Genomic DNA, 23532 nt, shown 5'->3' on the forward strand with positions numbered 1-23532 from the left:
GCGGCGAGATGCTGCATCATAAATTAACTTTTATTTAACAACTGGAGTGATCATGGCGCTGCGAATCGCGCTCAGTGGCTTTGTGGTTCTGGTGGTGGCGATGGGGATAGGGCGCTTTGCCTTTACGCCTCAGGTGCCGCTGATGATTGCTGCCGGACAACTCACGCTTACCAGCGCGGGACTGGTGGCGGCGATGAACTATCTGGGCTATCTGGTAGGGGCATGGGATGCCATGCGGGCTCATCGCTTCGTTGAAACCCGCCTCTGGCTGGGGATTTTTGGTGCGGTGGCGCTCACATTGCTCTCCGCCGTGGCGGATAACGCCCTTGTTCACGGCCTGCTGCGCTTTGTCATCGGCTGCATGAGCGGCTGGTCAATGGTATTAATTGCCGCATGGACCAACGAGCGGCTGGGGCAACTGGGTAAACCGGGGCTCAGTGCCGCCGTGTTTGCCGGGCCTGGAGCGGGTATTGCCCTGAGCGGGCTGCTCGCGGTCTATATTCAGGCGAAAGCGCTGTCGGCGGGGGCCGCATGGCAAATCTATGGCGTCCTGGCATTGGTGCTTGTTGCCGTGGTGGCGCGATATCTGCCACGCGCAGGGCAACTTCATCGGCCAGGCACTGCACCGGAGCCGCTGGTGCTGACGGCGGATCTAAAGCGTCTGGTCTGGAGCTACAGCCTGGCCGGGTTTGGTTATATCCTTCCGGCGACATTCTTATCGCAAATGGCTGCGGCCCGTTTTCCTGGCAGCCTGTTTGCCCAGTTTGTCTGGCCAATATTTGGTGCGGCATCGGTGGCAGGCATCGCTCTCAGCATTGTTTTGCGCCACACCTCAACGTCTAACCGCAGGCTGGCGATTGTCCTGTGGTTGCAGGGCGCTGGCGTGCTGGCCGCCTGGCTGTTGCCGGGGATTGGCGGTTTGCTGACGGGCGGCCTGCTGGTCGGCGGCGGATTCTTGTGTGCCGTACAGCTCTCTCTTTTATATGGTCGCGAGCTGGCACCGAGCCACACGCGCTATATGGCCGGACTGCTCACCACCGGTTATGCCATCGGCCAGCTGGTTGGCCCGGTAACCTCTGCCTTATCGACCTGGCTGACGCACCGGCTGGAGCCTGCGCTGGGGCTGGCGGGCGTGGCGCTGTTTATCGGCGGCGCATTGGTCTGGAACCGTCAGGCCGAAAGGCAACAGCAATTGCAATAATTATCGTCGTGAATACTGGATTATGTGCGCCGCCTCACGCACAATGAGCGCACACTTTTGCCACAACGAGGGCAAAAGACGCCACACCTGCAGGAGAAAATAATGTCATCACTCAGTAAAGAAGCTGCCCTGGTCCATGAAGCCCTGGTTGCACGCGGCCTTGAAACACCGCTGCGCCCGCCGGTTCAGGAGTTAGATAATGAAACCCGTAAGCGACTGATTTCCGGGCACATGACCGAGATCATGCAACTGCTGAATCTCGATCTGAGCGATGACAGTCTGATGGAGACGCCGCACCGCATCGCAAAAATGTATGTCGACGAGATCTTCTCCGGCCTCGATTACGCCAATTTCCCGAAAATCACGGTTATCGAAAATAAGATGAAGGTGGATGAGATGGTGACGGTGCGCGATATCACGCTGACCAGCACCTGCGAGCACCACTTCGTGACTATTGATGGTAAAGCGACCGTGGCTTACATTCCAAAAGATACGGTGATTGGCCTGTCCAAGATCAACCGCATCGTGCAGTTCTTCTCGCAGCGTCCACAGGTGCAGGAGCGCCTGACGCAGCAGATCCTCACCGCGTTGCAAACCCTGCTGGGCACCAATAACGTGGCGGTCTCTATCGACGCGGTTCACTATTGTGTAAAAGCGCGTGGTGTGCGTGATGCCACCAGTGCGACCACCACCACGTCGCTGGGCGGTCTGTTTAAATCCAGCCAGAACACCCGCCAGGAGTTCCTGCGCGCCGTGCGTCACCATAACTAATCAGACAGGGCAGGGACCATGGAGCGAAACGTCACGCTCGATTTTGTTCGCGGCGTCGCCATTCTCGGTATCCTGCTGCTGAATATCAGCGCCTTCGGTTTGCCGAAGGCGGCTTATCTCAATCCTGCCTGGTATGGCGACATTACCCGTAGCGATGCCTGGACGTGGGCGATCCTCGATCTCTTTGCTCAGGTCAAATTCCTCACCCTGTTTGCACTGCTGTTTGGCGCAGGTCTTCAGCTTTTGCTTAAACGCGGCACGCGCTGGATACAGTCTCGCCTGACGCTGCTGGTGATCCTCGGTTTTATTCACGGCCTGTTTTTCTGGGATGGTGATATTCTGCTCGCCTATGGGCTGGTGGGGCTGATCTGCTGGCGGCTCATCCGCGATGCGCATAGCGTAAAAAGCCTGTTTAATACCGGCGTGATGCTCTATGTCATGGGGCTTGGCGTATTACTGCTGTTGGGGCTTATCTCCGGCGATGCGACTAACCGTTCATGGATACCGGATGCGGCAAACCTTCAGTATGAACAGTTCTGGAAACTGAAAGGCGGAACAGAGGCGATCGGTAACCGTGCGGATATGCTGGGGGATAATCTTCTGGCGCTGGGTGCTCAGTACGGCTGGCAACTGGCGGGAATGATGCTGATGGGCGCGTCCCTGATGCGTACCGGCTGGTTGAAAGGCGAATTTAGCCTGCGCCACTATCGCCGCACGGGCGCAGGTCTGGTTCTGCTGGGCGTGCTGATTAACCTTCCGGCCATCATCACCCAGTGGCATATTCACTGGGACTATCGCTGGTGTGCGTTCCTGCTGCAGGTGCCACGCGAGCTGAGCGCACCGTTTCAGACCATTGGCTACGCGGCGCTCATTTATGGCTTCTGGCCGCAGCTCTCACGTCTGTGGATCGTCAGTGCCGTCGCCTGCGTCGGGCGTATGGCGTTAAGCAATTACATTTTGCAGACGCTGATTTGCACCACGCTTTTCTATCGATTCGGCCTGTTTATGAAATTCGACCGGCTTACGCTGCTGGCGTTCGTTATTCCGGTCTGGGTTGTTAACGTGGTGTTTTCCGTTATCTGGCTACGCTTTTTCCGCCAGGGGCCGCTGGAGTGGGTGTGGCGGCGATTAACCGCACATGCTTCGGGTGTATCATTGAGTAATACATCCAGATAACGATCTGGATCACAATCATTAACAAAACGGATGTAAGCGTTTTCATCCGTGTGAGCTTCTTCACGTAGTCCCTTTTCTCTCGCTGCCAAAATAGCCACCTTGCTAAACACAGGGGGTATCTGTGAGTTGCTGCAATCCTTTGAAGGATGGTGAATATGATCACCATTCGTGACGTCGCCCGTCAGGCGGGTGTTTCTGTTGCTACCGTCTCTCGCGTGCTGAACAACAGCGCGCTGGTCAGCCCTGAAACCCGTGAAACCGTAATGAAAGCCGTCACCCAGCTGGGATACCGGCCAAATGCTAATGCCCAGGCGCTCGCGACGCAGGTCAGCGACACCATTGGCGTGGTGGTGATGGACGTATCAGATGCGTTTTTTGGTGCACTGGTTAAAGCGGTGGACGTTGTCGCCCAGCAGCATCATAAGTATGTGCTGATCGGGAACAGCTATCATGAAGCGGAAAAAGAGCGTCATGCCATCGAAGTGCTGATCCGCCAGCGCTGTAACGCGTTGATTGTCCATTCGAAAGCCCTGAGCGATGAAGAACTGGCCGGGTTTATGGAGCAAATTCCCGGCATGGTGCTGATCAACCGCATTGTGCCAGGTTACGCCCATCGCTGCGTAGGGCTGGACAATGTCAGCGGCGCGATGATGGCGACGCGGATGCTGATCAATAATGGACACCAGCGCATCGGTTATCTGGCCTCCAGCCATCATATTGAAGACGACACGATGCGCCGCGAAGGGTGGCAAAATGCCCTGAAAGAGCAGGGCATCGTGCCGCTTGAGAGCTGGGTGGGAACAGGTACGCCAGATATGCAGGGCGGTGAAGCGGCAATGGTAGAGTTATTGGGCCGCAATCTGCAGTTGTCTGCGGTCTTTGCCTATAACGATAGCATGGCGGCAGGGGCACTCACGGCCCTGAAAGATAACGGTATTGCGGTGCCACAGCATTTGTCGTTGATTGGTTTCGATGACATCCCCATCGCCCGTTACACCGACCCGCAGCTCACCACAGTGCGTTACCCCATTGCTTCGATGGCAAAACTGGCAACAGAACTGGCGTTACAGGGAGCGGCAGGGCAGTTAGATCCCGGTGCAACGCACTGTTTCATGCCGACTTTAGTGCGTCGTCACTCGGTATCCATTCGACAAATTGTGGTTCCGATCACTAACTGATTACATGTGGTGATGTAACCGTTTTCAATCTGTGAGTAAATTCACAGTATCTTAACAAGCCGCTGACTATGATGTCAGCGTTTTAAGGGCTGAAACGCTATGTAACGGTGATTATTCACTTTGACTATAGCCAACGCGCCGTAAACAACCAAAAAAACGCATTTCTGGAGCGTTACCGAACACGGAAGATAGAAATTTTATAAGTGAACTTCGGCGATCAGTAACGTTTTATTAACACCTGCCCGCCGTCCGTTATTCACAAGAACTACCCTGCATAAAAAAAACCGGAGATACCATGAATAAGAAGGTGTTGACTCTGTCTGCTGTAATGGCAAGCATGCTTTTTGGTGCAGCAGCGCACGCTGCGGATACCCGTATTGGCGTGACTATCTATAAATACGACGACAACTTCATGTCTGTTGTGCGTAAAGCAATTGAGAAAGATGCTAAGGCAGCGCCAGACGTTCAGCTGCTGATGAATGACTCCCAGAACGACCAGTCCAAACAGAACGACCAGATCGATGTTCTGCTGGCAAAAGGCGTGAAAGCGCTGGCAATCAACCTGGTTGACCCGGCAGCGGCAGGCACAGTAATTGAGAAAGCACGTGGCCAGAACGTGCCAATCGTCTTCTTCAACAAAGAACCTTCGCGTAAAGCGCTGGATAGCTACGACAAAGCGTATTACGTGGGTACTGACTCCAAAGAGTCCGGTATTATCCAGGGCGATCTGATCGCTAAACACTGGGCGGCGAACCCGAACTGGGACCTGAACAAAGATGGTCAGATCCAGTTTGTTCTGCTGAAAGGCGAGCCAGGCCATCCGGATGCTGAAGCCCGTACCACTTATGTTATCAAAGAGCTGAACGACAAGGGCCTGAAAACCCAGCAGTTAGCGCTGGATACGGCAATGTGGGATACCGCTCAGGCGAAAGATAAGATGGACGCATGGCTGTCCGGCCCTAACGCCAACAAAATCGAAGTGGTTATCGCCAACAACGATGCGATGGCAATGGGTGCAGTCGAAGCGCTGAAAGCACACAACAAATCGTCCATTCCTGTATTTGGTGTGGATGCTCTGCCAGAAGCACTGGCGCTCGTTAAGTCAGGTGCGATGGCCGGTACTGTTCTGAACGATGCCAACAACCAGGCGAAAGCGACCTTTGATCTGGCGAAAAACCTGGCCGATGGCAAAGGTGCAGCTGATGGCACCAACTGGAAAATCGACAATAAAATCGTTCGCGTACCTTACGTGGGCGTAGACCAGTCCAACCTGGCTGAGTTTATCGGTAAATAAGTTAATCGACATGTCTCCACTGGGCGCAATTCGTTGCGCCCTTTTATAACGCGATATGCGAGGCCAACAAGGTATAATTATGGTCAGCACAAATACTCAGTCGTCCGGTGAATACTTGTTGGAAATGAGCGGTATCAACAAGTCTTTTCCCGGTGTTAAGGCACTCGATAATGTTAATTTAAAAGTTCGTCCCCACTCTATTCATGCCTTAATGGGTGAAAACGGGGCGGGTAAATCAACATTATTAAAATGTCTTTTTGGGATCTATCAAAAAGATTCTGGCAGCATTCTTTTTCAGGGGAAAGAGATCGATTTCCATTCAGCGAAAGAAGCGCTGGAAAACGGTATCTCAATGGTTCACCAGGAATTGAACCTGGTACTGCAACGCTCGGTTATGGATAATATGTGGCTGGGCCGTTATCCAACCAAAGGTGTCTTTGTCGATCAGGATAAAATGTATCGCGACACCAAAGCTATTTTCGATGAACTGGATATTGATATCGATCCGCGCGCCCGCGTCGGGACGTTATCCGTTTCTCAGATGCAGATGATCGAAATTGCCAAAGCGTTCTCCTATGATGCCAAAATTGTCATCATGGATGAACCGACATCATCATTAACGGAAAAAGAGGTTAACCACCTTTTTACCATTATTCGTAAGCTGAAAGATCGCGGCTGCGGCATTGTCTATATCTCGCATAAAATGGAAGAGATCTTCCAGCTGTGTGACGAAATTACCATCCTCCGTGACGGCCAGTGGATTGCCACCCAGCCGCTGGAAGGGCTGGACATGGACAAGATCATCGCCATGATGGTGGGCCGTTCCCTCAACCAGCGCTTCCCGGACAAAGAAAACAAGCCGGGTGAAGTGATTCTGGAGGTGCGTAACCTCACGTCGCTGCGCCAGCCGTCCATTCGCGATGTCTCCTTCGACCTGCACAAAGGCGAGATTCTGGGCATTGCCGGGCTGGTGGGGGCGAAACGTACCGATATTGTGGAGACCCTGTTTGGTATCCGTGAAAAATCGGGCGGTACGATTACGCTGCACGGCAAGAAAATTAATAACCACAACGCCAACGAAGCCATTAATAATGGTTTTGCGCTGGTGACGGAAGAGCGACGCTCGACCGGGATTTATGCGTATCTCGACATTAATTTTAACTCGTTAATCTCGAATATTCGCAACTATAAAAATAAAGTGGGTCTGCTGGATAATTCCCGCATGAAGAGTGATACCCAGTGGGTTATTGACGCTATGCGCGTGAAAACACCGGGCCACCGTACACAAATCGGTTCGCTTTCGGGGGGGAACCAGCAAAAGGTTATTATCGGTCGTTGGTTGTTAACCCAACCGGAAATTCTGATGCTGGATGAACCTACCCGTGGTATTGATGTAGGTGCAAAATTTGAGATTTATCAGTTGATTGCTGAGCTGGCTAAAAAGAATAAAGGGATCATTATTATTTCTTCCGAAATGCCGGAATTGTTAGGGATCACAGATCGTATTCTGGTTATGAGCAATGGTCTCGTTGCCGGTATTGTTGACACCAAAACGACAACGCAAAACGAAATTTTGCGTCTTGCGTCTTTGCACCTTTAAGATCAGGGGCTCCTCATGAGTGCGTTAAATAAAAAAAGTTTTCTCACTTATCTGAAAGAAGGCGGTATTTACGTTGTTCTTTTAGTGTTACTGGCCATTATTATTTTCCAGGACCCTACGTTCTTAAGTTTGCTGAACTTGAGTAACATTCTGACCCAGTCTTCCGTGCGTATCATCATCGCGCTGGGCGTGGCAGGGCTTATCGTCACCCAGGGGACGGACCTTTCTGCAGGGCGTCAGGTCGGTCTGGCGGCGGTTATTGCGGCAACGCTGCTGCAGTCGATGGAAAACGCTAACAAGGTGTTCCCGGAAATGGCAACCATGCCGATTTTCGTGGTGATCCTGATTGTGTGCGCTATCGGCGCGGTGATTGGTCTGATTAACGGTATTATCATTGCTTACCTGAACGTGACGCCATTCATCACCACGTTAGGTACGATGATCATCGTCTACGGGATCAACTCCCTCTATTACGACTTCGTGGGGGCATCCCCGATTTCTGGCTTCGACAGCGGCTTCTCGACCTTCACGCAGGGGTTCGTTGCGCTGGGCAGCTTCCGCCTGTCGTACATTACTTTCTATGCGCTGATTGCGGTGGCCTTCGTCTGGGTGCTGTGGAACAAAACCCGCTTCGGTAAAAACATCTTCGCTATCGGTGGCAACCCGGAAGCGGCGAAAGTCTCCGGGGTAAATGTTGCCCTGAATCTGCTGATGATTTATGCCCTGTCAGGCGTGTTCTACGCTTTCGGCGGGATGCTGGAAGCGGGACGTATCGGCTCTGCGACCAACAACCTCGGCTTTATGTACGAACTGGATGCGATTGCCGCTTGTGTGGTTGGCGGCGTCTCCTTCAGCGGCGGCGTGGGTACGGTGCTGGGTGTGGTGACCGGTGTGATCATCTTCACCGTTATCAACTACGGTCTGACCTACATCGGCGTGAACCCGTACTGGCAGTACATTATCAAAGGCGCGATTATTATCTTCGCGGTTGCGCTGGATTCACTGAAGTACGCACGTAAGAAATAAGATTCTGAATAACGAAAAAACCCGCGTGATGCGGGTTTTTTTGTGCCCCATTGCAGGAGAGGCTCCGGTGCGTAATTCTGCCCGGTGGCGCTGCGCTTACCGGGCCTACAGGACGTGTTCTGTTTTAGGTGGGGTAATGCGCCTGGCAACGCTATTTCTTCTTCTGTATATCCAGCAACTGCTCTGGCGTTACCGCCGGATAACCCTGGGCATCTTCCGGCACTTCATGCATCGCCGGAATGGGCACCAGCGGGCCTAAGAAGCGCGGTTCGCGTTTGAAGATATACAGATCTGCCAGCGCGCCAAACCGCGCGCCAAACTCACGCACACGCACGCTCAGCATATCCTTAGGCGACGGCACGGCATAGCACTGGGCCTGGATGCCCATATGCAGCGCGATAAACAGCGCGCGCTCGCAGTGGAAGCGCTGAGTAATAATAATGAAATCGTTCGTGTCGAATACTTTACGGGTACGCACGATGGAATCCAGAGTGCGGAACCCGGCATAATCCAGCACGATATCCGCTGGATCGACGCCTGCGGCAATCAGATCTTTTCGCATCGTCACGGGTTCGTTATAGCTTTGCAGCGCGTTATCGCCGCTCAGCAGCAGGTAATTTACCTTGCCACTGTTATAGGCATTCAGCGCGCCCTGAATACGGTAGCGATAATACTGGTTGATCACGCCGGTGCGGTAATACTTGGCGGTGCCAAGTACGACGCCGACCTGACGGTAGGGCAGGTCCTGAAGATCATCGAAGATATAAGGGGCCGTTTTCCAGCTCATCCACCGGTCGAGACCCAGCACGATCAACAGCAGTATGCCGACCAGGACAGACAGGCTGTAAAAAACGCGCTTTAACATGCAGATGGCTCATACCTGAGGTGAAATTTAACTCAGGCTACTTTACCCGCCTGGTTAGCGCAAGAAACAGCGAATCAACTGAAGGGTTTTTCATCAGTCGGCGGGCATTTCTGCCCGCCGGAAATTTACGCAAGCAGTACGCGGTCGATGGTCGAGCAGCCCAGCGCTTTCAGCGTGGCGGCGGTGGCGTCCCATTGAATCAGCGGCGCATCGGCTTTTTCTGCCAGAATGGCACGCTGGATATCCGGGTAGTCATAGCCGTTCAGACTCAACAGGTTCAGGGCACCCTGCAGCGGAGGCAGCGTCGGGTTAAACGCAGCGTTTTCTGCATAGCTGCCGGTGAAGATACGGCCGTCACGACACTGCAGCGCCACGCCGCTTGGCGATTTGCTGTACGGGGTATGACTTTTATTTGCGGCAGTAATGGCCGCCTGGCTCAGCTCATCACCGGACAGGGCAAAGCCGTGGTTCTGGTCGTCCATCAGCAGCGTTTTGATCTCCAGATCTTTCGGCCCGAAGGCGTCCGGCAGATAATCGCCCAGCGTATGCGGCTCGCGGCCTGGCAGATTGATGCGCAGCTGCAAACCGCTGTTCAGCTCATTCATAAACTGACGGCAGTGACCGCAGGGCGTGTAGTTTACGGTAATGGCGCTCAGCGCTTTTTCACCGCGCAGCCAGGCGTGGCTGATGGCGCTTTGTTCCGCATGGACGGTTTGCTGCATGGTCGCACCCAGGAACTCCATGTTTCCGCCGAAGTACCATGTCCCGCTCACGCCGCGTGCAATTGCGCCGACATTAAAGTGGGAGAGATCGGCGCGCGCGCAGGCGGCAGCCAGCGGCAGCAGTGCGAAAGCCAGCGCGTCTTCGTCCAGTCCCGTTGCTTGTTTAAGCGTCGCGACCTGCCCGGCCGTCAGCAGGGCGGGGAAATGCGTATCCGCCAGAACCGGAGCCAGGGCTGATTGCAAATTCTCTGCAAGCTGGGCGAAAGCAGATTGAAAACGTGGATGCATGGCGTTGCCTCTTAAAGGTTAATGGATCGGTAGTGTACGGAGCCGTTACGGCTTTATATGTGATCCACTTCTCATTGTTTATGCAACTTATGAAATCAAAATGAAATTTGCGCGACGCATCGCAAATTTTAGCCCACCACCGCCAGAATAACCGGGAACACGAACGGAGCAATCAGAGAGGTAATGATCCCGCAAATCACCAGCGCCAGCGAGCTAAATGCCCCTTCCTGATAATCTGTTTCAGCGCAACGCGCGGTGCCCAGAGCATGCGACGCCGTGCCCATTGCCAGGCCGCGCGCGGCTTTCGTGTGGATACGCATCGCATTCAGCAGGGTATGTCCAAATACCGCACCCAGAATCCCGACGAAAATCACGCACATAGCGCTTATCGCCGGAATACCGCCGATACTGCCACCCACGGCCATTGCGATAGGCGTGGTGACCGATTTTGGCAGGATGGAGGCGGCAATCTGTGGCGACGCTCCCATCAGCAGAGCCACCGATGTTCCGGTGATCATCGCCACCAGGCTGCCGACGAAACAGATAGTAATGATGGACTTCCAGCGGGCGCGGATCTGGTGCAGTTGCTCATAAAGAGGAAACGCCAGCGCCACAACGGCAGGTTGCAAAAGGTCGTTGAGAATTTTGCTCCCGGCAAAGTAACGCTCATAGGGAATGCCGGTGAGCAGCAGGAAAGGAATGATCACCACCATCGCGACCAGCAGCGGGTTCAGCAACGGCATTTTGAAGCGTACCGCAAGTTTACGAGCGGCGAAGAACACCACCAGCGTTAACGGCAGCGACCACCAGATATTGGCCATCATTGTTTTGTTCCTTTCTGCCCGACCACTTTACGTTCGCCATGTACCAGATGCGAACTCCAGCTCACCACCAGGAAAACCACCAGCGTACTGACCGCGCAGGAGACGACAATCGGGCCGAACTGCGCTTTGAGCAAATCGAAATATTGCATCACGCCCACGCCGATGGGCACGAACAGCAGCGCCATATAGCGGATGAGAACGAAGCAGCCAGGGTTAACCCATTTTGCGGGCAGAATTTGCAGCGCCAGGAGCACAAACAGGATCAACATCCCGATAATGCTGCCAGGAATGGTGATGGGCAGCAGGGTAGCAATGAAGATCCCGGCGTAAAGACAGGCATAAATCAGGACGAATGCGCGCAGATATTGCCAGAGAGTATTCAGTGATTTGCTCATGATTAAAGTCCTTGATGAAACGCATTCATCATACAATTAAACCCGGAAATGTGCCACGGATCACATCATGAATTTTGAGCATACCAGACATTCCCAAATGGAACGTCGGGTATTTCCTCATGCCTGGAGAGCAGCTACTATAGCGCGTCTTTTTTCACAGGTAATCTTATGCGTGTTTTGCTGGCCCCAATGGAAGGCGTGCTCGATTCTCTCGTGCGCGAGCTGCTGACCGAGGTGAACGATTACGATCTCTGCGTGACGGAGTTTTTGCGCGTGGTCGATATGTTGTTGCCGGTAAAGTCTTTCTACCGACTCTGCCCGGAGCTGCACCGTCAGAGCCGAACCACCTCCGGTACGCTGGTGCGCATCCAGTTATTAGGTCAGTATCCGGAGTGGCTGGCGGAAAACGCCGCCCGCGCGGTCGAGCTGGGCTCTTACGGTGTCGATCTCAACTGCGGTTGTCCGTCGAAGCTGGTCAACGGCAGCGGCGGCGGGGCAACGCTGCTGAAAGATCCTGAACTCATATACCGTGGCGCGAAGGCGATGCGTGAAGCCGTGCCGTCGCATCTGCCGGTGACGGTCAAAGTGCGCCTGGGCTGGGACAGCGACGCGCGCCAGTTTGAAATTGCCGATGCGGTGCAGCAGGCCGGGGCAACAGAGCTGGTAGTACATGGCCGCACCAAAGAAGATGGCTACAAAGCCGATCGCATTAACTGGCAGGCGATCGGTGAGATCCGCAAAAGGCTCACCATTCCGGTTATTGCCAATGGCGAAATCTGGGATTACGAAAGCGCGCAGGCGTGCCTGAAAGAGACGGGCTGCGATGCGGTGATGATAGGTCGCGGTGCGCTGAACGTGCCGAACCTCAGCCGGGTGGTGAAATATAACGCGCCGCGTATGCCGTGGCATGAGGTGGTGACACTGCTGCAAAAATACAGTCGTCTGGAAAAGCAGGGCGATACGGGTTTGTATCACGTTGCGCGTATTAAACAGTGGCTAAGTTATTTGCGTAAAGAGTACAGCGAGGCACTGGGCTTATTTCAGGAGATCCGCACGCTGCAGACGTCTGCTGATATTGCGCGCGTTATCCAGGCAAAACGCTGAAGGGGCATTTCTTTGAATTTGCCCGGTAAAGTGCCGGGCAAATAAATCAGAAAATCATCTTGAATACACCCGTCACCACTAACAGCCCTATCAGAAAAATAATTAAAATTACCCACAATAATATTTTCATTCGGCTCTCCTGCGTCTGGTTATCGATATTAAGTGTAGCAGCCCTTCACGTTAACAATTCATAATCACAATAAATGAATTTAATTAACTGATTCTTAAAGAAAATATTTTTCTGATTGTGTAAATGTATGACAAATTGCTGATTGCCACGCGTTACTAAAAAAAATAACGATATCGGGCGTAACGTGCGCCTTTATTTTTTTGGTAATGCCGTAATGAAACGTTCTCTTATTTTATCTCTGAGTGCTCCCGTTGTTTTCATTTTGTCGGCGTGCGCGCCTGAACATGCCACTGTCTCACCCGTACAAACGCAAGCCGTCGCAACGTCTGTTAATACACAATTGAGCCACACTGACTGGCCGAAAAATGAGTGGTGGAAAGCGTATAACGATCCCCAGCTTGATTCGCTGATTGCAAAAGCCCTGAATGATGCGCCGGATATGCAAATTGCGCGGCAACGCATTACCCTGGCAGAAGCACAGGCAAAAGCTGCGATGGCTGCTGACGGCCCGCAGATCGACTTTTCTGCTGACGCGGAGCGCCAGAAGATGTCGGCAGAAGGGCTGATGGGGCCGTTTGCTATCACCGATCCTGCGGCGGGAACCACCGGACCGTGGTACACCAACGGCACATTTGGACTGACGGCAGGCTGGGATCTGGATCTGTGGGGGAAAAACCGGGACCAGGTAGAAGCAAGAATCGGCAAGGTGAATGCACAAAAAGCGGAGCTGGAACAGACCCGTCAACTGCTTGCCAGCAGCGTGGCCCGGCTTTACTGGGACTGGCAAACCCAGGCCGCTGTGGGTGATGTTCTGGCAGAGATCAAACGGGAGCAGGAAAATATCATCCACGCCGACCGGGAACTGTATCAGCACGGTATTACCTCCTCCGTTGAAGGTGTCGAAACCGATATCAATGCCAGCAAGACGGATGAACAGCTGGCAGAAGTGAACGGCAAAATGAAAGCGGTGGAGGCGCGCCTGGCGGCGCTGACCCAGTCCCCGACAATGAAACTTTCGCGCCACGCACTGCCTGCTACAGAAGCGTCGTTACCGACCACGCTCGGCTATGAGTTGCTGGCTCGTCGTCCTGATTTACAGGAAGCACACTGGTATATCGAAGCCTCCATGAGCGACGTCGAGGCCGCCAGAGCAGCCTTCTACCCGGATATCAATCTGATGGCATTCTTACAACAGGATGCTCTGCATCTGAGCGACCTGTTCCGCTCTTCTGCGCAACAAATGGGCGTCACTGCCGGGTTAACGTTGCCGATTTTCGACAGCGGCAGGCTGAATGCGAACCTTGATATTGCCCAGGCTCAGAACAATCTGTCGGTAGCGAACTACAACAAAGCCGTGGTGGATGCCGTGAACCAGGTTGCGCGGACGGCCAGTGAAGTCGAAACGCTGACGGCCAAAAATCAGCAGCAACAGCAGGTGGAAAAAGATGCCGCGCGCGTGGTTGCGCTGGCACAGGCTCGCTTTAGCGCGGGAATCATTGCTGGCTCACGCGTCAGCGAAGCCAAAATTCCGGCATTAAAAGAACACATCGCCGGGATCATGCTCAAAGGGCAGTATGTGGACGCTACGCTACAGCTCACTTCTGCGCTGGGCGGCGGCTATCATCACGGGTAAAAACGGTCATTATCTATACTTACCTCTTTGATGATATTGAGGAGGTGAGTATGACCAGAGTGGCAATTGTTACCGCATCTGATTCGGGGATTGGCAAAACCACGGCGCTGATGCTGGCTGAGCGGGGTTTTGATGTCGGCGTCACCTGGCATTCTGACGAAAAAGGGGCGCTGGAGACGTGTCGCGAGGTTGAAGCGCTGGGGCAGCGGGCAGAAGCTATCCAGCTTGATTTAAGCGCGCTGCCAGAAGGCGCGAAGGCGATTGAAACGCTTATCGGGCGTTTTGGTCGGCTGGATGTGCTGGTCAATAATGCTGGCGCGATGACCAAAGCCCCATTTCTGGATATGAAGTTTGACGACTGGCGGAGCATTTTTACCGTGGATGTCGACGGCGCGTTTCTCTGTTCACAAATCGCGGCACGTCAGATGGTGAAACAAGGAGAAGGGGGCCGCATAGTGAATATCACTTCGGTGCATGAACACACGCCCCTTCCGGAGGCGAGTGCGTATACGGCAGCCAAACATGCGCTGGGAGGGTTAACCAAATCGATGGCGCTTGAACTGGTGGAGCATAAAATTCTGGTGAACGCCGTTGCCCCTGGCGCGATAGCCACCCCGATGAATGATATGGACGACAGCGAAGTAAAGGCGGGATCGATGCCAGAAATCCCGCTGGCAAGACCGGGACACACCAAAGAGATTGCCAGCCTGGTGGCATGGCTGTGTGACAACGACGCCAGTTACGCCACCGGACAGTCGTTTATTGTCGATGGCGGATTTATGCTGGCAAACCCGCAGTTTAAGCCAGCAGGGTAGAGTGAAGGGTAAGTGCGTCGCGCACTTACCCTTCATCCCGCCGCGTCTTCTCACGATGCCTGAGCCAAAGCCTTACCCCAATCACCGCCACAACCACCAGAATCAACCACGCCCAGTGTTTAATATGCTGATCAAGGTTATGTAGCCACGGGCCAATCACTTCCCCACCCACGTAGCCGAGCGTGGTAAAGATAAGCGCCCAGGCAATTGCGCCAATAATATTGAGCGGCAGAAATAGTTTGGGCGGTAAGCGGCTGGCACCAATCAGAATTGGCCCGATAATCCGAAAGCCGTACATAAAGCGGGTGCCAATGACGAAAAGGTAAGGATTACGCTGGATAAGCCGTTGCGCACGGCGGATTTTCTTTTGATGTTTCGCAAAACGCTTTAAAAGCGTGGGTCCAAAACGCAGGCCCAGAAAGTAGAGCAACTGATCGCCAATCATGCCACCGAGAGCGACCGCAGCGACCACCAGAGGAAATTTCAGCAATCCCTGATGCGCGGCGACACCGCCTAAAAGCGTAATGGTTTCACCTTCTGCCACGCTACCGATCACCAGCGCAGCGTATCCGTATTGTTCAATAAGACCGTTGATATCCATTAAGTAAGCCTAATCTCCCTACACATGCCTGCCTTAATCATATACCTCATGAATAAATATCGCGGCAATCAACGGAAATTTCCCACTGTACAGAAAATAATCTAACCTCTGCATTATACTTACACTATCGCTGACGGGCCGACAACAAGGGGGCGTTATGAACCATGTCTGGGGACTCTTCTCCCATCCCGACCGTGAAATGCAGGTCATCAGAAACGAGAATGAAACGGTCGCGCATCACTATACGCACCATGTGCTGCTGATGGCTGCGGTGCCGGTGATCTGCGCGTTTATTGGTACAACACAAATCGGCTGGAACTTTGGTGATGGCACCGTCGTTCAGCTCTCCTGGTTTACGGGTTTATACCTCGCCATTCTGTTTTATGGCCTGATGCTGGCAGGGGTGGCGGTTATGGGGCGCGTCATTTACTGGATGGCACGTAATTACCCACAACGCCCGTCGCTGGCACACTGTATGGTCTTTGCCGGATATGTCGCGACCCCGCTGTTTTTAAGCGGTATTGTTGCGCTTTATCCACTGGTCTGGTTGTGCGCGCTGATCGGTACTGTCGCTCTCTTTTACACAGGCTATCTGCTGTATCTGGGAGTACCCACCTTCCTGAATATCAATAAAGAAGAGGGCCTGAGCTTCTCCAGCTCAACGCTCGCCATCGGCGTGCTGGTCCTGGAGGCGCTACTGGCGCTGACGGTTATTCTTTGGGGTTATGGATACCGTCTCTTTTAAGCTCACTGCATTGCTGGCGTAAATGCCAGCAATGCAGCATCTGTTCACGATTATCCGCTGGCGACAACGCACGGTCACCGCTATGATGCCAAAGCCAGCCTGTGATTGTCCGTTAACACAGGCGGTGTACGTCATTACGTGCGTGAATAATTATCAGAAGTCTCACCATGCTGAAATTCCGAGTTTCATTACTTAGCCTTGCGCTTATCCTGGGGGCATCTGTTGCCGCGCCAGCGATGGCCAAAACGCCCGCGGTGACCACCGCCGCTACCCAACCGCAAATCGCTTCCGGTAGCGCGATGATTGTTGATCTAAATACCAATAAGGTGATCTACGCCAGCCACCCGGATCTGGTGCGTCCAATCGCCTCGATTACCAAATTAATGACCGCGATGGTGGTGCTTGATGCACGACTGCCGCTGGATGAAAAGCTGAAAGTGGATATCAGCCATACGCCTGAGATGAAAGGGATCTACTCTCGCGTGCGTCTGAACAGTGAAATCAGCCGTAAAAATATGCTGCTGCTGGCGCTGATGTCCTCAGAAAACCGCGCAGCGGCGAGCCTGGCTCACCACTATCCGGGCGGCTATGACGCGTTTATACGGGCGATGAACGCTAAGGCTAAATCGCTGGGTATGACTAACACGCATTACGTTGAGCCAACCGGCCTGTCGATCCATAACGTCTCTACGGCGCGGGATTTGACGAAGCTGCTGATTGCCAGCAAACAGTACCCGCTGATTGGCCAGCTCAGTACCACGCGTGAAGATATGGCGACATTCTCGAATCCTGCGTATACGCTGCCGTTTCGCAATACCAACCATCTGGTCTACCGTGAAAACTGGAATATCCAGTTAACCAAAACCGGGTTTACCAATGCGGCAGGACACTGCCTGGTGATGCGCACCGTGTTTAACGGTAAGCCGGTGGCGCTGGTGGTGATGGATGCCTTCGGCAAATATACCCATTTTGCGGATGCCAGCCGTCTGCGTACCTGGATTGAGACCGGGAAAGTGCAACCGGTTCCGGCCGCTGCGTTGACGTATAAAAAGCAGAAAGCGGAACAGATGGCGACGGCACAAAACGACTGAGTCGCCTGTCTGTGCCGGGTGGCGGCTTCGCCTTACCCGGCCTACGGCCCTAAAGCAGCCCGACACGTAGGCCCGGTAAGCGAAGCGCCACCGGGCGAAAGTGCCTACTCCGGCAGCGTCCAGTCACCATCGTTGAGTGGACGCTGCATGATCAACGTATCCCGCCAGTCCCCCTTCTTGTAGCCTACGCTGCGCAACTGACCGACAACCTCGAAGCCATGTTTTTTATGCAGCCGTAACGAGCCCGCGTTATTGTTTCCGTCACCGACCACAGCAATCATCTGCCGCCAGGGACCTTGCTCACACCGTGCAATCAGGGCATCCATCAGCGCCGTACCAAAACCGCGTCCGGTGGTGCTGGCATCCACATAAATGGACTCCTCAAGCGTATAGCGATAGGCATGACGCGGGCGATAGGGCGTGGCATAGCAATAGCCTACGACGATGCCGCGATACAGCGCAACCAGCCACGGTAAACCGCTTCCGGTCACGTTTTTCAAACGCTCACGCATTTCGTCAACGGTGGGGGGAACTTCTTCAAACGATGCGCGACCATGGAGCACATGCCAGGCATAGATGGCCGAGATGGCATGCACATCGTCAGGAAGGGCATCGCGCACTTCCACTTCGGTTTCGGATAACGCCTCTACTGCCGACATGATGTGCCTGCTCCTCATCATTGAAGGCCGGAGAAAGGTTTCTCCGGCAACAGGCAATTACTCTATTACGTTTGAGACGCGCTTAACAATCTCTTAAATATGACGGTGTGCTTCAATCAGAGGCTTGCGTATTGTGCTGCTCGGTTTCGGCACTCTCTTTCCAGTATTTCTTCCGCGTTGTTTTACCAATGCCGGGATTCATACTGTTTGTAGGGTCATTTTCGCGATAAAACCGCTTAAGTGTCTCTGGCGCTTTATACAGATGACCGACGTTATGTTCCGCAGGATATTGTGCGCCGCGCTCGCGCAGCAGGGCGAGCATTTGCTCTTTCAACTCATGCGCGTCGACGCCTTTTTTGACGATGTAATCCTGGTGGAAAACGTAGCACATAAAATGGCCGTAATAGAGCTTGTGCACCAGCTTGCTGTCGATCTCCGGCGGCAGGTGTTCAAACCATTCAGTATCGTTTCGACGCAGAGCGATATCCAGCGCCAGAATGTCTTCCACCTCTTCGGAATGAACGGCCTGATACCGAATGGCCGCACCCGCAGCCGCGAAACGGTGCAGGAAGGCTTTGCTCCCTTCTTCAGGCGTACAGGCAAAGAAATCCCCGTCGGCGGTTTTGAAGAATTCGGTCAGCCAGGTTTGCGCTTCGGCAATGCCGTCCCCGGCCATTTTCAGCAGCAGATGGTGTTCATACTTGTCGCGCCAGGTCTTCATTCGCTCCGGTAAATGTGCCGGGAAGACATTGCCCAGTTTCTGCATGAAGCGGTCAGTAAAGTGTGGCTTAAACAGCGGCACCTTATCCAGCATGGCGTCGGTGCGCCCCTTCATGGTGAAGAAGAACGGCATTTTGTCGGTGCCGAGCTTGTCGATCATCAGGAAGGTGTCTTTCCCGTAGCGTTCGGCGATGTCGTAAATGTCCCGGTGCATATACTCGCCTGCCACCGGCAGATGGGTGAATTCGCCCAGAATATGACGTCGAATTTCGGTCAGTACTTCAGGCTGGTTGGTGCCGATATAAAACACCTGCTGCTTTTTCTCGGCCGGGAAGGTATCGAGGCGCACGGCAAAGACCGCAAGTTTGCCCGCACAACCGGAGGATTCAAACAGGCGGTCCGGGTCAGCGTTATAACGCGCAGGCGTGTCCGCCTCAATATCGCGCACGCGGGTCACGTAGTCGTGGTCATGCGCGTGGCGGCCATCGTGCTGAACGTCTTCGTCCTTCACGCGGTCATCGTCGAGTTTGCTGAGGATCTGTTCTGGCGTGACGCCCAGATCGATACCCAGATGGTTCACCAGCGTCAGCTTGCCGTTTTCATCGATACGGGCGTAGAGCGACATCTCGGTGTAAGCGGGGCCGCGCTGCACCAGCGAGCCCCCGGAGTTATTGCAGATCCCGCCAATCACCGACGCACCAATGCAGGAGGAGCCGATCACAGAATGCGGTTCACGCCCCAGCGGCTTAAGCGCTTTTTCCAGCGAATAAAGCGTGGTGCCGGGGAAGGCGAGCACCTGTTCACCTTTGTCCAGCAGGTGCAGTTTGTCGAGGCGCAGGGTGCTGATGATGACAATGTCGCGATCGTAATCATTGCCGTTTGGCGTTGAACCTTCGGTCAGGCCGGTATTGGCGGCCTGCATTAAGATAATTTTATCGGCGACGACGCAGGCGCTCAGTACGCGCCACAGCTCCAGCAGCGTGCCGGGGAATACCACCGCCAGCGCGTCGCCCTGGCCGGAACGAAAGCCCTTGCGGTAACGGGCGGTTTTGGCCGGGTCGGTAAGCAGGTGAGAGTGACCAACCAGGCGCGACAGTTCGTTAATAAATGCGTTGTTATCGTCAGTTCGAACAGAAGACATCTTCCACTCCTTGTGGTGGGGCAAATTTCTCGCTGTAAAGCATAGCGCGATTAACCCTTAAGCGGTCTAATATTCATGAGAAAAATCAGAGAATAACCCTGCAACGTTCAGAGGGTTTGTGGCACACTGCGCTTTTCGCACGGTCTGGCCGAGTTCTTCCGGCGGTTATTGATGAGAGAGTAAAACGACATGAAATGGCTATGTTCTGTAGGTGTCGCCGTTAGCCTGGCGCTGCAACCTGCGCTGGCAGAGGATTTATTTGGCAATCACCCGCTCACGCCTGAAGCACGGGATGCGTTTGTCACGGAATTGCTCAAAAAGATGACGGTCGATGAGAAAATCGGCCAGTTACGCCTGATAAGCGTCGGCCCGGATAACCCGAAAGAGGCCATCCGTGAGATGATCAAAGACGGACAGGTTGGCGCGATCTTTAACACGGTCACCCGCCCGGATATCCGCAAAATGCAGGATCAGGTGATGGAACTCAGCCGCCTGAAAATTCCTCTTTTCTTCGCCTATGATGTGCTGCACGGCCAGCGTACTGTCTTCCCGATCAGCCTCGGACTCGCTTCCTCTTTTAACCTCGACGCGGTGAAAACCGTCGGGCGCGTTTCTGCCTATGAAGCAGCAGACGACGGCCTGAACATGACCTGGGCACCGATGGTGGACGTCTCCCGCGATCCGCGCTGGGGCCGTGCCTCGGAAGGCTTTGGCGAAGATACGTATTTAACCGCCACGATGGGAAAAACCATGGTGGAAGCGATGCAGGGCAAGAGCCCGGCAGATCGCTACTCGGTGATGACCAGCGTCAAACACTTCGCGGCCTACGGTGCCGTTGAAGGCGGTAAAGAGTACAACACCGTCGACATGAGCCCGCAGCGTCTGTTCAACGATTACATGCCGCCGTACAAAGCGGGGCTGGACGCGGGCAGTGGCGCGGTGATGGTCGCGCTGAACTCACTCAACGGCACACCCGCGACGTCTGACTCCTGGCTGCTGAAAGATGTGCTGCGCGACCAGTGGGGCTTTAAGGGCATCACCGTTTCTGACCACGGCGCGATTAAGGAGCTTATTAAGCACGGTACCGCCTCCGACCCGGAAGACGCGGTGCGCGTGGCGCTCAAGTCCGGCATCAACATGAGCATGAGCGACGAATACTACAGCAAATACCTGCCGGGGCTGGTGAAGAGCGGCAAGGTAACGATGGCGGAGCTGGACGACGCGACGCGCCACGTGCTGAATGTGAAATATGACATGGGGCTGTTTAACGATCCGTATAGCCACCTGGGGCCGAAAGGGTCAGACCCGGTGGATACCAACGCGGAAAGCCGACTGCACCGTAAAGAAGCCCGCGACGTGGCGCGCGAAAGTCTGGTGCTGTTGAAAAACCGCCTGGAGACGCTGCCGCTGAAGAAATCCGGCACCATTGCCGTGGTTGGCCCGCTGGCCGACAGCAAGCGTGACGTGATGGGGAGCTGGTCTGCGGCAGGCGTGGCCGACCAGTCCGTGACCGTGCTGACCGGGATTAAAAACGCGGTCGGGGAAAACGCGAAAGTGGTTTACGCCAAAGGAGCGAACGTCACTAACGATAACGATATCGTTACTTTCCTCAATCAGTACGAGGAAGCGGTGAAGGTCGATCCGCGCCCGGCGAAAGCGATGATTGACGAAGCGGTGAACGCGGCGAAGCAGTCTGACGTCGTCGTGGCCGTCGTTGGTGAAGCGCAGGGCATGGCGCACGAAGCCTCCAGCCGTACCGATATCACCCTTCCACAAAGCCAGCGTGATCTGATTGCTGCGCTGAAAGCGACCGGCAAACCGCTGGTGCTGGTGCTGATGAACGGTCGCCCGCTGGCGCTGGTGAAAGAAAACCAGCAGGCTGATGCGATTCTGGAAACCTGGTTCGCCGGGACAGAAGGCGGTAATGCCATTGCCGATGTGCTGTTTGGTGATTACAACCCGTCAGGCAAGCTGCCGATGTCCTTCCCGCGCTCCGTCGGGCAGATCCCGGTGTACTACAGCCACCTGAATACCGGCCGTCCTTACAATGCCGATAAGCCGAACAAGTACACTTCGCGCTACTTCGATGAAGCCAATGGCCCGCTGTATCCGTTTGGTTACGGCCTGAGCTACACCACCTTTAAGGTCTCTGACGTGAAAATGTCAGCGCCAACGATGAAGCGTGACGGCAAGGTCACCGCCAGTGTGGATGTGACCAACACCGGTAAACGTGAAGGGGCAACGGTGATTCAGATGTACGTTCAGGATGTGACCGCCTCCATGAGCCGTCCGGTGAAACAGCTGCGTGGTTTTGAGAAGGTGGACCTCAAGCCTGGCGAAACTAAAACCGTCAGCTTCCCGATTGACGTGGACGCACTGAAATTCTGGAACCAGCAGATGAAATACGACGCCGAGCCAGGCAAGTTTAATGTCTTTATCGGCGTGGATTCTGCCCGCGTCAATAAAGGTGAGTTCGAGCTGCTGTAACCTTTCCTTCCACTCCATCCCCCGCCAGCCGGGGGATGTGTCTTATCTTATGCTAAAAAGGCATTTTGACGGTTAAATCCGCCGTTTTAAGCTACGCTTTTCTCTCAAGCCTCTGAAAAAGGCGACAAAAAAACGAGGACAGCGGAATGACGATTAAAAAGGGGATTTTAGGTTCTGCGGCGTTACTGGCGGCGCTGAGCTTGCCTTTGAAGGCGGCAGAGCCGGTGAAAGTAGGGTCTAAAATTGATACCGAGGGGGCATTACTCGGCAATATCATTTTGCAGGTGCTCGAAAGCCACGGCGTGAAAACGGTCAATAAAGTTCAGCTTGGCACCACGCCGGTCGTGCGTGGGGCGATTACCTCCGGCGAGCTGGATATCTACCCGGAATATACCGGTAACGGGGCCTTCTTCTTCAAAGATGAAAACGATCCGGTGTGGAAAAATGCCAAAGCAGGATATGAGAAAGTCAAAAAGCTGGATGCTGAGCAGAACAAGCTGGTCTGGCTGACGCCAGCGCCTGCCAACAATACCTGGACCATTGCGGTGCGCAAGGACGTTGCCGAAAAAGGTAAGCTGACCTCGCTTGAGGATCTCAGCCGCTACATCAAAGAGAAAGGTGAGTTCAAACTTGCGGCGTCCGCTGAGTTTATCGAACGTCCTGACGCGCTGCCCGCGTTTGAAAAAGCCTACGATTTCAAACTCGACCAGGCACAGTTGCTCTCTCTGGCAGGTGGTGATACCGCGGTGACCATCAAAGCGGCGGCACAGCAAACCTCCGGCGTCAATGCGGCGATGGCCTACGGTACTGATGGCCCGGTGGCGGCGTTGGGTCTGCAGACGTTAACCGATCCGAAAGGCGTTCAGCCGATTTATGCCCCAACGCCGGTGGTGCGCGAAGCGGTGCTGAAAGCGTACCCGGATATTGCTGAATGGCTCAAACCGGTTTTTGAAAAGCTGGATGAGAAAACGCTGCAACAGCTGAATGCCAGCATTGCCGTTGAGGGACTGGATGCCAAAAAAGTGGCGGCCGACTTCCTGAAACAACAAGGGCTTGTGAAGTAACA

General features: G+C 54.2%; 21 protein-coding genes. 14 read left to right on the forward strand and 7 right to left on the reverse strand.

Annotated features, from left to right (window positions below; translation table 11 throughout):
* Window positions 1-52: 52 nt before the first annotated feature.
* The 7 genes from ABGB15_RS07680 to mglC all read left to right on the forward strand — a co-directional run bounded on the left by ABGB15_RS07680 (window position 53) and on the right by mglC (window position 8246).
* Entirely contained in the window at window positions 53-1201 is a 1149-nt protein-coding gene (locus tag ABGB15_RS07680) for a YbfB/YjiJ family MFS transporter (protein ID WP_152081631.1), read from the forward strand.
* Between the two features lie 102 nt (window positions 1202-1303).
* Window positions 1304-1972, forward strand: coding sequence for a GTP cyclohydrolase I FolE (gene folE / locus ABGB15_RS07685; RefSeq protein ID WP_042320272.1), 669 nt, complete (start codon window positions 1304-1306; stop codon window positions 1970-1972).
* 18 nt (window positions 1973-1990) lie between these two features.
* Entirely contained in the window at window positions 1991-3148 is a 1158-nt protein-coding gene (gene yeiB, locus ABGB15_RS07690; RefSeq protein ID WP_152081630.1) for a DUF418 domain-containing protein YeiB, read from the forward strand.
* A gap of 155 nt (window positions 3149-3303) precedes the next feature.
* Window positions 3304-4326: an HTH-type transcriptional regulator GalS gene (gene galS, locus ABGB15_RS07695; protein WP_215722356.1), complete on the forward strand. Its 1023-nt coding sequence runs from the start codon at window positions 3304-3306 to the stop codon at window positions 4324-4326.
* Between the two features lie 295 nt (window positions 4327-4621).
* Window positions 4622-5620, forward strand: a complete 999-nt coding sequence (gene mglB / locus ABGB15_RS07700) for a galactose/glucose ABC transporter substrate-binding protein MglB (protein WP_008500923.1) — start codon at window positions 4622-4624, stop codon at window positions 5618-5620.
* 79 nt (window positions 5621-5699) lie between these two features.
* Window positions 5700-7220: a galactose/methyl galactoside ABC transporter ATP-binding protein MglA gene (gene mglA, locus ABGB15_RS07705; RefSeq protein WP_152081628.1), complete on the forward strand. Its 1521-nt coding sequence runs from the start codon at window positions 5700-5702 to the stop codon at window positions 7218-7220.
* 15 nt (window positions 7221-7235) lie between these two features.
* Window positions 7236-8246 (forward strand): galactose/methyl galactoside ABC transporter permease MglC, encoded by a 1011-nt coding sequence (gene mglC, locus ABGB15_RS07710; protein ID WP_152081627.1) that lies wholly within the window; start codon window positions 7236-7238, stop codon window positions 8244-8246.
* A gap of 151 nt (window positions 8247-8397) precedes the next feature.
* Here the strand turns inward: mglC and sanA are convergent, their stop codons facing one another.
* The 4 genes from sanA to ABGB15_RS07730 form a co-directional block, all read right to left on the reverse strand.
* Complete coding sequence (gene sanA / locus ABGB15_RS07715; RefSeq protein WP_020690132.1) at window positions 8398-9111, reverse strand: outer membrane permeability protein SanA; 714 nt, start codon at window positions 9109-9111, stop codon at window positions 8398-8400.
* A 125-nt stretch (window positions 9112-9236) separates the two neighbouring features.
* Window positions 9237-10121: a cytidine deaminase gene (gene cdd / locus ABGB15_RS07720; protein ID WP_215722355.1), complete on the reverse strand. Its 885-nt coding sequence runs from the start codon at window positions 10119-10121 to the stop codon at window positions 9237-9239.
* A 128-nt stretch (window positions 10122-10249) separates the two neighbouring features.
* A complete protein-coding gene (locus tag ABGB15_RS07725; protein WP_152081624.1) occupies window positions 10250-10945 on the reverse strand; it encodes a CidB/LrgB family autolysis modulator in 696 nt (231 codons plus the stop codon).
* Complete coding sequence (locus tag ABGB15_RS07730; protein WP_152081623.1) at window positions 10942-11340, reverse strand: CidA/LrgA family protein; 399 nt, start codon at window positions 11338-11340, stop codon at window positions 10942-10944. Before ABGB15_RS07730 ends, ABGB15_RS07725 begins: the two co-directional genes overlap by 4 nt.
* 168 nt (window positions 11341-11508) lie before the next feature.
* On the opposite strand from ABGB15_RS07730, the gene dusC reads away from it, so the two are divergent.
* The 3 genes from dusC (at window position 11509) to ABGB15_RS07745 (ending at window position 15022) form a co-directional block, all read left to right on the forward strand.
* A complete protein-coding gene (dusC, locus tag ABGB15_RS07735) occupies window positions 11509-12444 on the forward strand; it encodes a tRNA dihydrouridine(16) synthase DusC (RefSeq protein ID WP_152081622.1) in 936 nt (311 codons plus the stop codon).
* A gap of 344 nt (window positions 12445-12788) precedes the next feature.
* Complete coding sequence (gene mdtQ, locus ABGB15_RS07740) at window positions 12789-14207, forward strand: multidrug resistance outer membrane protein MdtQ (RefSeq protein ID WP_215722354.1); 1419 nt, start codon at window positions 12789-12791, stop codon at window positions 14205-14207.
* A 50-nt stretch (window positions 14208-14257) separates the two neighbouring features.
* Complete coding sequence (locus ABGB15_RS07745) at window positions 14258-15022, forward strand: SDR family oxidoreductase (protein ID WP_152081620.1); 765 nt, start codon at window positions 14258-14260, stop codon at window positions 15020-15022.
* A gap of 25 nt (window positions 15023-15047) precedes the next feature.
* Here the strand turns inward: ABGB15_RS07745 and ABGB15_RS07750 are convergent, their stop codons facing one another.
* The gene (locus ABGB15_RS07750) at window positions 15048-15623 is read right to left on the reverse strand and encodes a DedA family protein (RefSeq protein WP_215722353.1); all 576 of its coding nucleotides are present in this window, start codon (window positions 15621-15623) and stop codon (window positions 15048-15050) included.
* 157 nt (window positions 15624-15780) lie between these two features.
* Here ABGB15_RS07750 and ABGB15_RS07755 point away from each other — a divergent pair, with 157 nt between their 5' ends.
* Both ABGB15_RS07755 and pbpG read left to right on the forward strand, forming a co-directional pair.
* Complete coding sequence (locus ABGB15_RS07755) at window positions 15781-16368, forward strand: Yip1 family protein (protein ID WP_152081618.1); 588 nt, start codon at window positions 15781-15783, stop codon at window positions 16366-16368.
* A 167-nt stretch (window positions 16369-16535) separates the two neighbouring features.
* Complete coding sequence (pbpG, locus tag ABGB15_RS07760; RefSeq protein ID WP_215722352.1) at window positions 16536-17459, forward strand: D-alanyl-D-alanine endopeptidase; 924 nt, start codon at window positions 16536-16538, stop codon at window positions 17457-17459.
* Between the two features lie 104 nt (window positions 17460-17563).
* Here pbpG and ABGB15_RS07765 read toward each other — a convergent pair whose 3' ends face one another.
* Entirely contained in the window at window positions 17564-18118 is a 555-nt protein-coding gene (locus tag ABGB15_RS07765) for a GNAT family N-acetyltransferase (protein ID WP_152081616.1), read from the reverse strand.
* Between the two features lie 112 nt (window positions 18119-18230).
* Window positions 18231-19979 carry a D-lactate dehydrogenase gene (gene dld / locus ABGB15_RS07770; RefSeq protein ID WP_215722351.1) on the reverse strand — a complete coding sequence of 583 codons (1749 nt, stop codon included), beginning with the start codon at window positions 19977-19979 and terminating at the stop codon, window positions 18231-18233.
* A 189-nt stretch (window positions 19980-20168) separates the two neighbouring features.
* On the opposite strand from dld, the gene bglX reads away from it, so the two are divergent.
* Both bglX and ABGB15_RS07780 read left to right on the forward strand, forming a co-directional pair.
* On the forward strand, window positions 20169-22466 hold the full coding sequence (gene bglX, locus ABGB15_RS07775; RefSeq protein WP_152081614.1) for a beta-glucosidase BglX: 2298 nt from the start codon (window positions 20169-20171) through the stop codon (window positions 22464-22466).
* Between the two features lie 146 nt (window positions 22467-22612).
* Complete coding sequence (locus tag ABGB15_RS07780; RefSeq protein WP_215722350.1) at window positions 22613-23530, forward strand: ABC transporter substrate-binding protein; 918 nt, start codon at window positions 22613-22615, stop codon at window positions 23528-23530.
* The last annotated feature ends 2 nt before the right edge of the window (window positions 23531-23532 follow it).

This window comes from Enterobacter sp. MALB-1, from assembly GCF_041021625.1.
Taxonomy (GTDB): domain Bacteria; phylum Pseudomonadota; class Gammaproteobacteria; order Enterobacterales; family Enterobacteriaceae; genus Enterobacter; species Enterobacter oligotrophicus.

Coding starts and splice junctions, on each gene's coding strand:
- ABGB15_RS07680 (WP_152081631.1), top strand. CDS start 53: ATGGCGCTGCGAATCGCGCTCAGTGGCTTTGTGGTTCTGGTGGTGGCG.
- folE (WP_042320272.1), top strand. CDS start 1,304: ATGTCATCACTCAGTAAAGAAGCTGCCCTGGTCCATGAAGCCCTGGTT.
- yeiB (WP_152081630.1), top strand. CDS start 1,991: ATGGAGCGAAACGTCACGCTCGATTTTGTTCGCGGCGTCGCCATTCTC.
- galS (WP_215722356.1), top strand. CDS start 3,304: ATGATCACCATTCGTGACGTCGCCCGTCAGGCGGGTGTTTCTGTTGCT.
- mglB (WP_008500923.1), top strand. CDS start 4,622: ATGAATAAGAAGGTGTTGACTCTGTCTGCTGTAATGGCAAGCATGCTT.
- mglA (WP_152081628.1), top strand. CDS start 5,700: ATGGTCAGCACAAATACTCAGTCGTCCGGTGAATACTTGTTGGAAATG.
- mglC (WP_152081627.1), top strand. CDS start 7,236: ATGAGTGCGTTAAATAAAAAAAGTTTTCTCACTTATCTGAAAGAAGGC.
- sanA (WP_020690132.1), bottom strand. CDS start 9,111: ATGTTAAAGCGCGTTTTTTACAGCCTGTCTGTCCTGGTCGGCATACTG.
- cdd (WP_215722355.1), bottom strand. CDS start 10,121: ATGCATCCACGTTTTCAATCTGCTTTCGCCCAGCTTGCAGAGAATTTG.
- ABGB15_RS07725 (WP_152081624.1), bottom strand. CDS start 10,945: ATGATGGCCAATATCTGGTGGTCGCTGCCGTTAACGCTGGTGGTGTTC.
- ABGB15_RS07730 (WP_152081623.1), bottom strand. CDS start 11,340: ATGAGCAAATCACTGAATACTCTCTGGCAATATCTGCGCGCATTCGTC.
- dusC (WP_152081622.1), top strand. CDS start 11,509: ATGCGTGTTTTGCTGGCCCCAATGGAAGGCGTGCTCGATTCTCTCGTG.
- mdtQ (WP_215722354.1), top strand. CDS start 12,789: ATGAAACGTTCTCTTATTTTATCTCTGAGTGCTCCCGTTGTTTTCATT.
- ABGB15_RS07745 (WP_152081620.1), top strand. CDS start 14,258: ATGACCAGAGTGGCAATTGTTACCGCATCTGATTCGGGGATTGGCAAA.
- ABGB15_RS07750 (WP_215722353.1), bottom strand. CDS start 15,623: ATGGATATCAACGGTCTTATTGAACAATACGGATACGCTGCGCTGGTG.
- ABGB15_RS07755 (WP_152081618.1), top strand. CDS start 15,781: ATGAACCATGTCTGGGGACTCTTCTCCCATCCCGACCGTGAAATGCAG.
- pbpG (WP_215722352.1), top strand. CDS start 16,536: ATGCTGAAATTCCGAGTTTCATTACTTAGCCTTGCGCTTATCCTGGGG.
- ABGB15_RS07765 (WP_152081616.1), bottom strand. CDS start 18,118: ATGTCGGCAGTAGAGGCGTTATCCGAAACCGAAGTGGAAGTGCGCGAT.
- dld (WP_215722351.1), bottom strand. CDS start 19,979: ATGTCTTCTGTTCGAACTGACGATAACAACGCATTTATTAACGAACTG.
- bglX (WP_152081614.1), top strand. CDS start 20,169: ATGAAATGGCTATGTTCTGTAGGTGTCGCCGTTAGCCTGGCGCTGCAA.
- ABGB15_RS07780 (WP_215722350.1), top strand. CDS start 22,613: ATGACGATTAAAAAGGGGATTTTAGGTTCTGCGGCGTTACTGGCGGCG.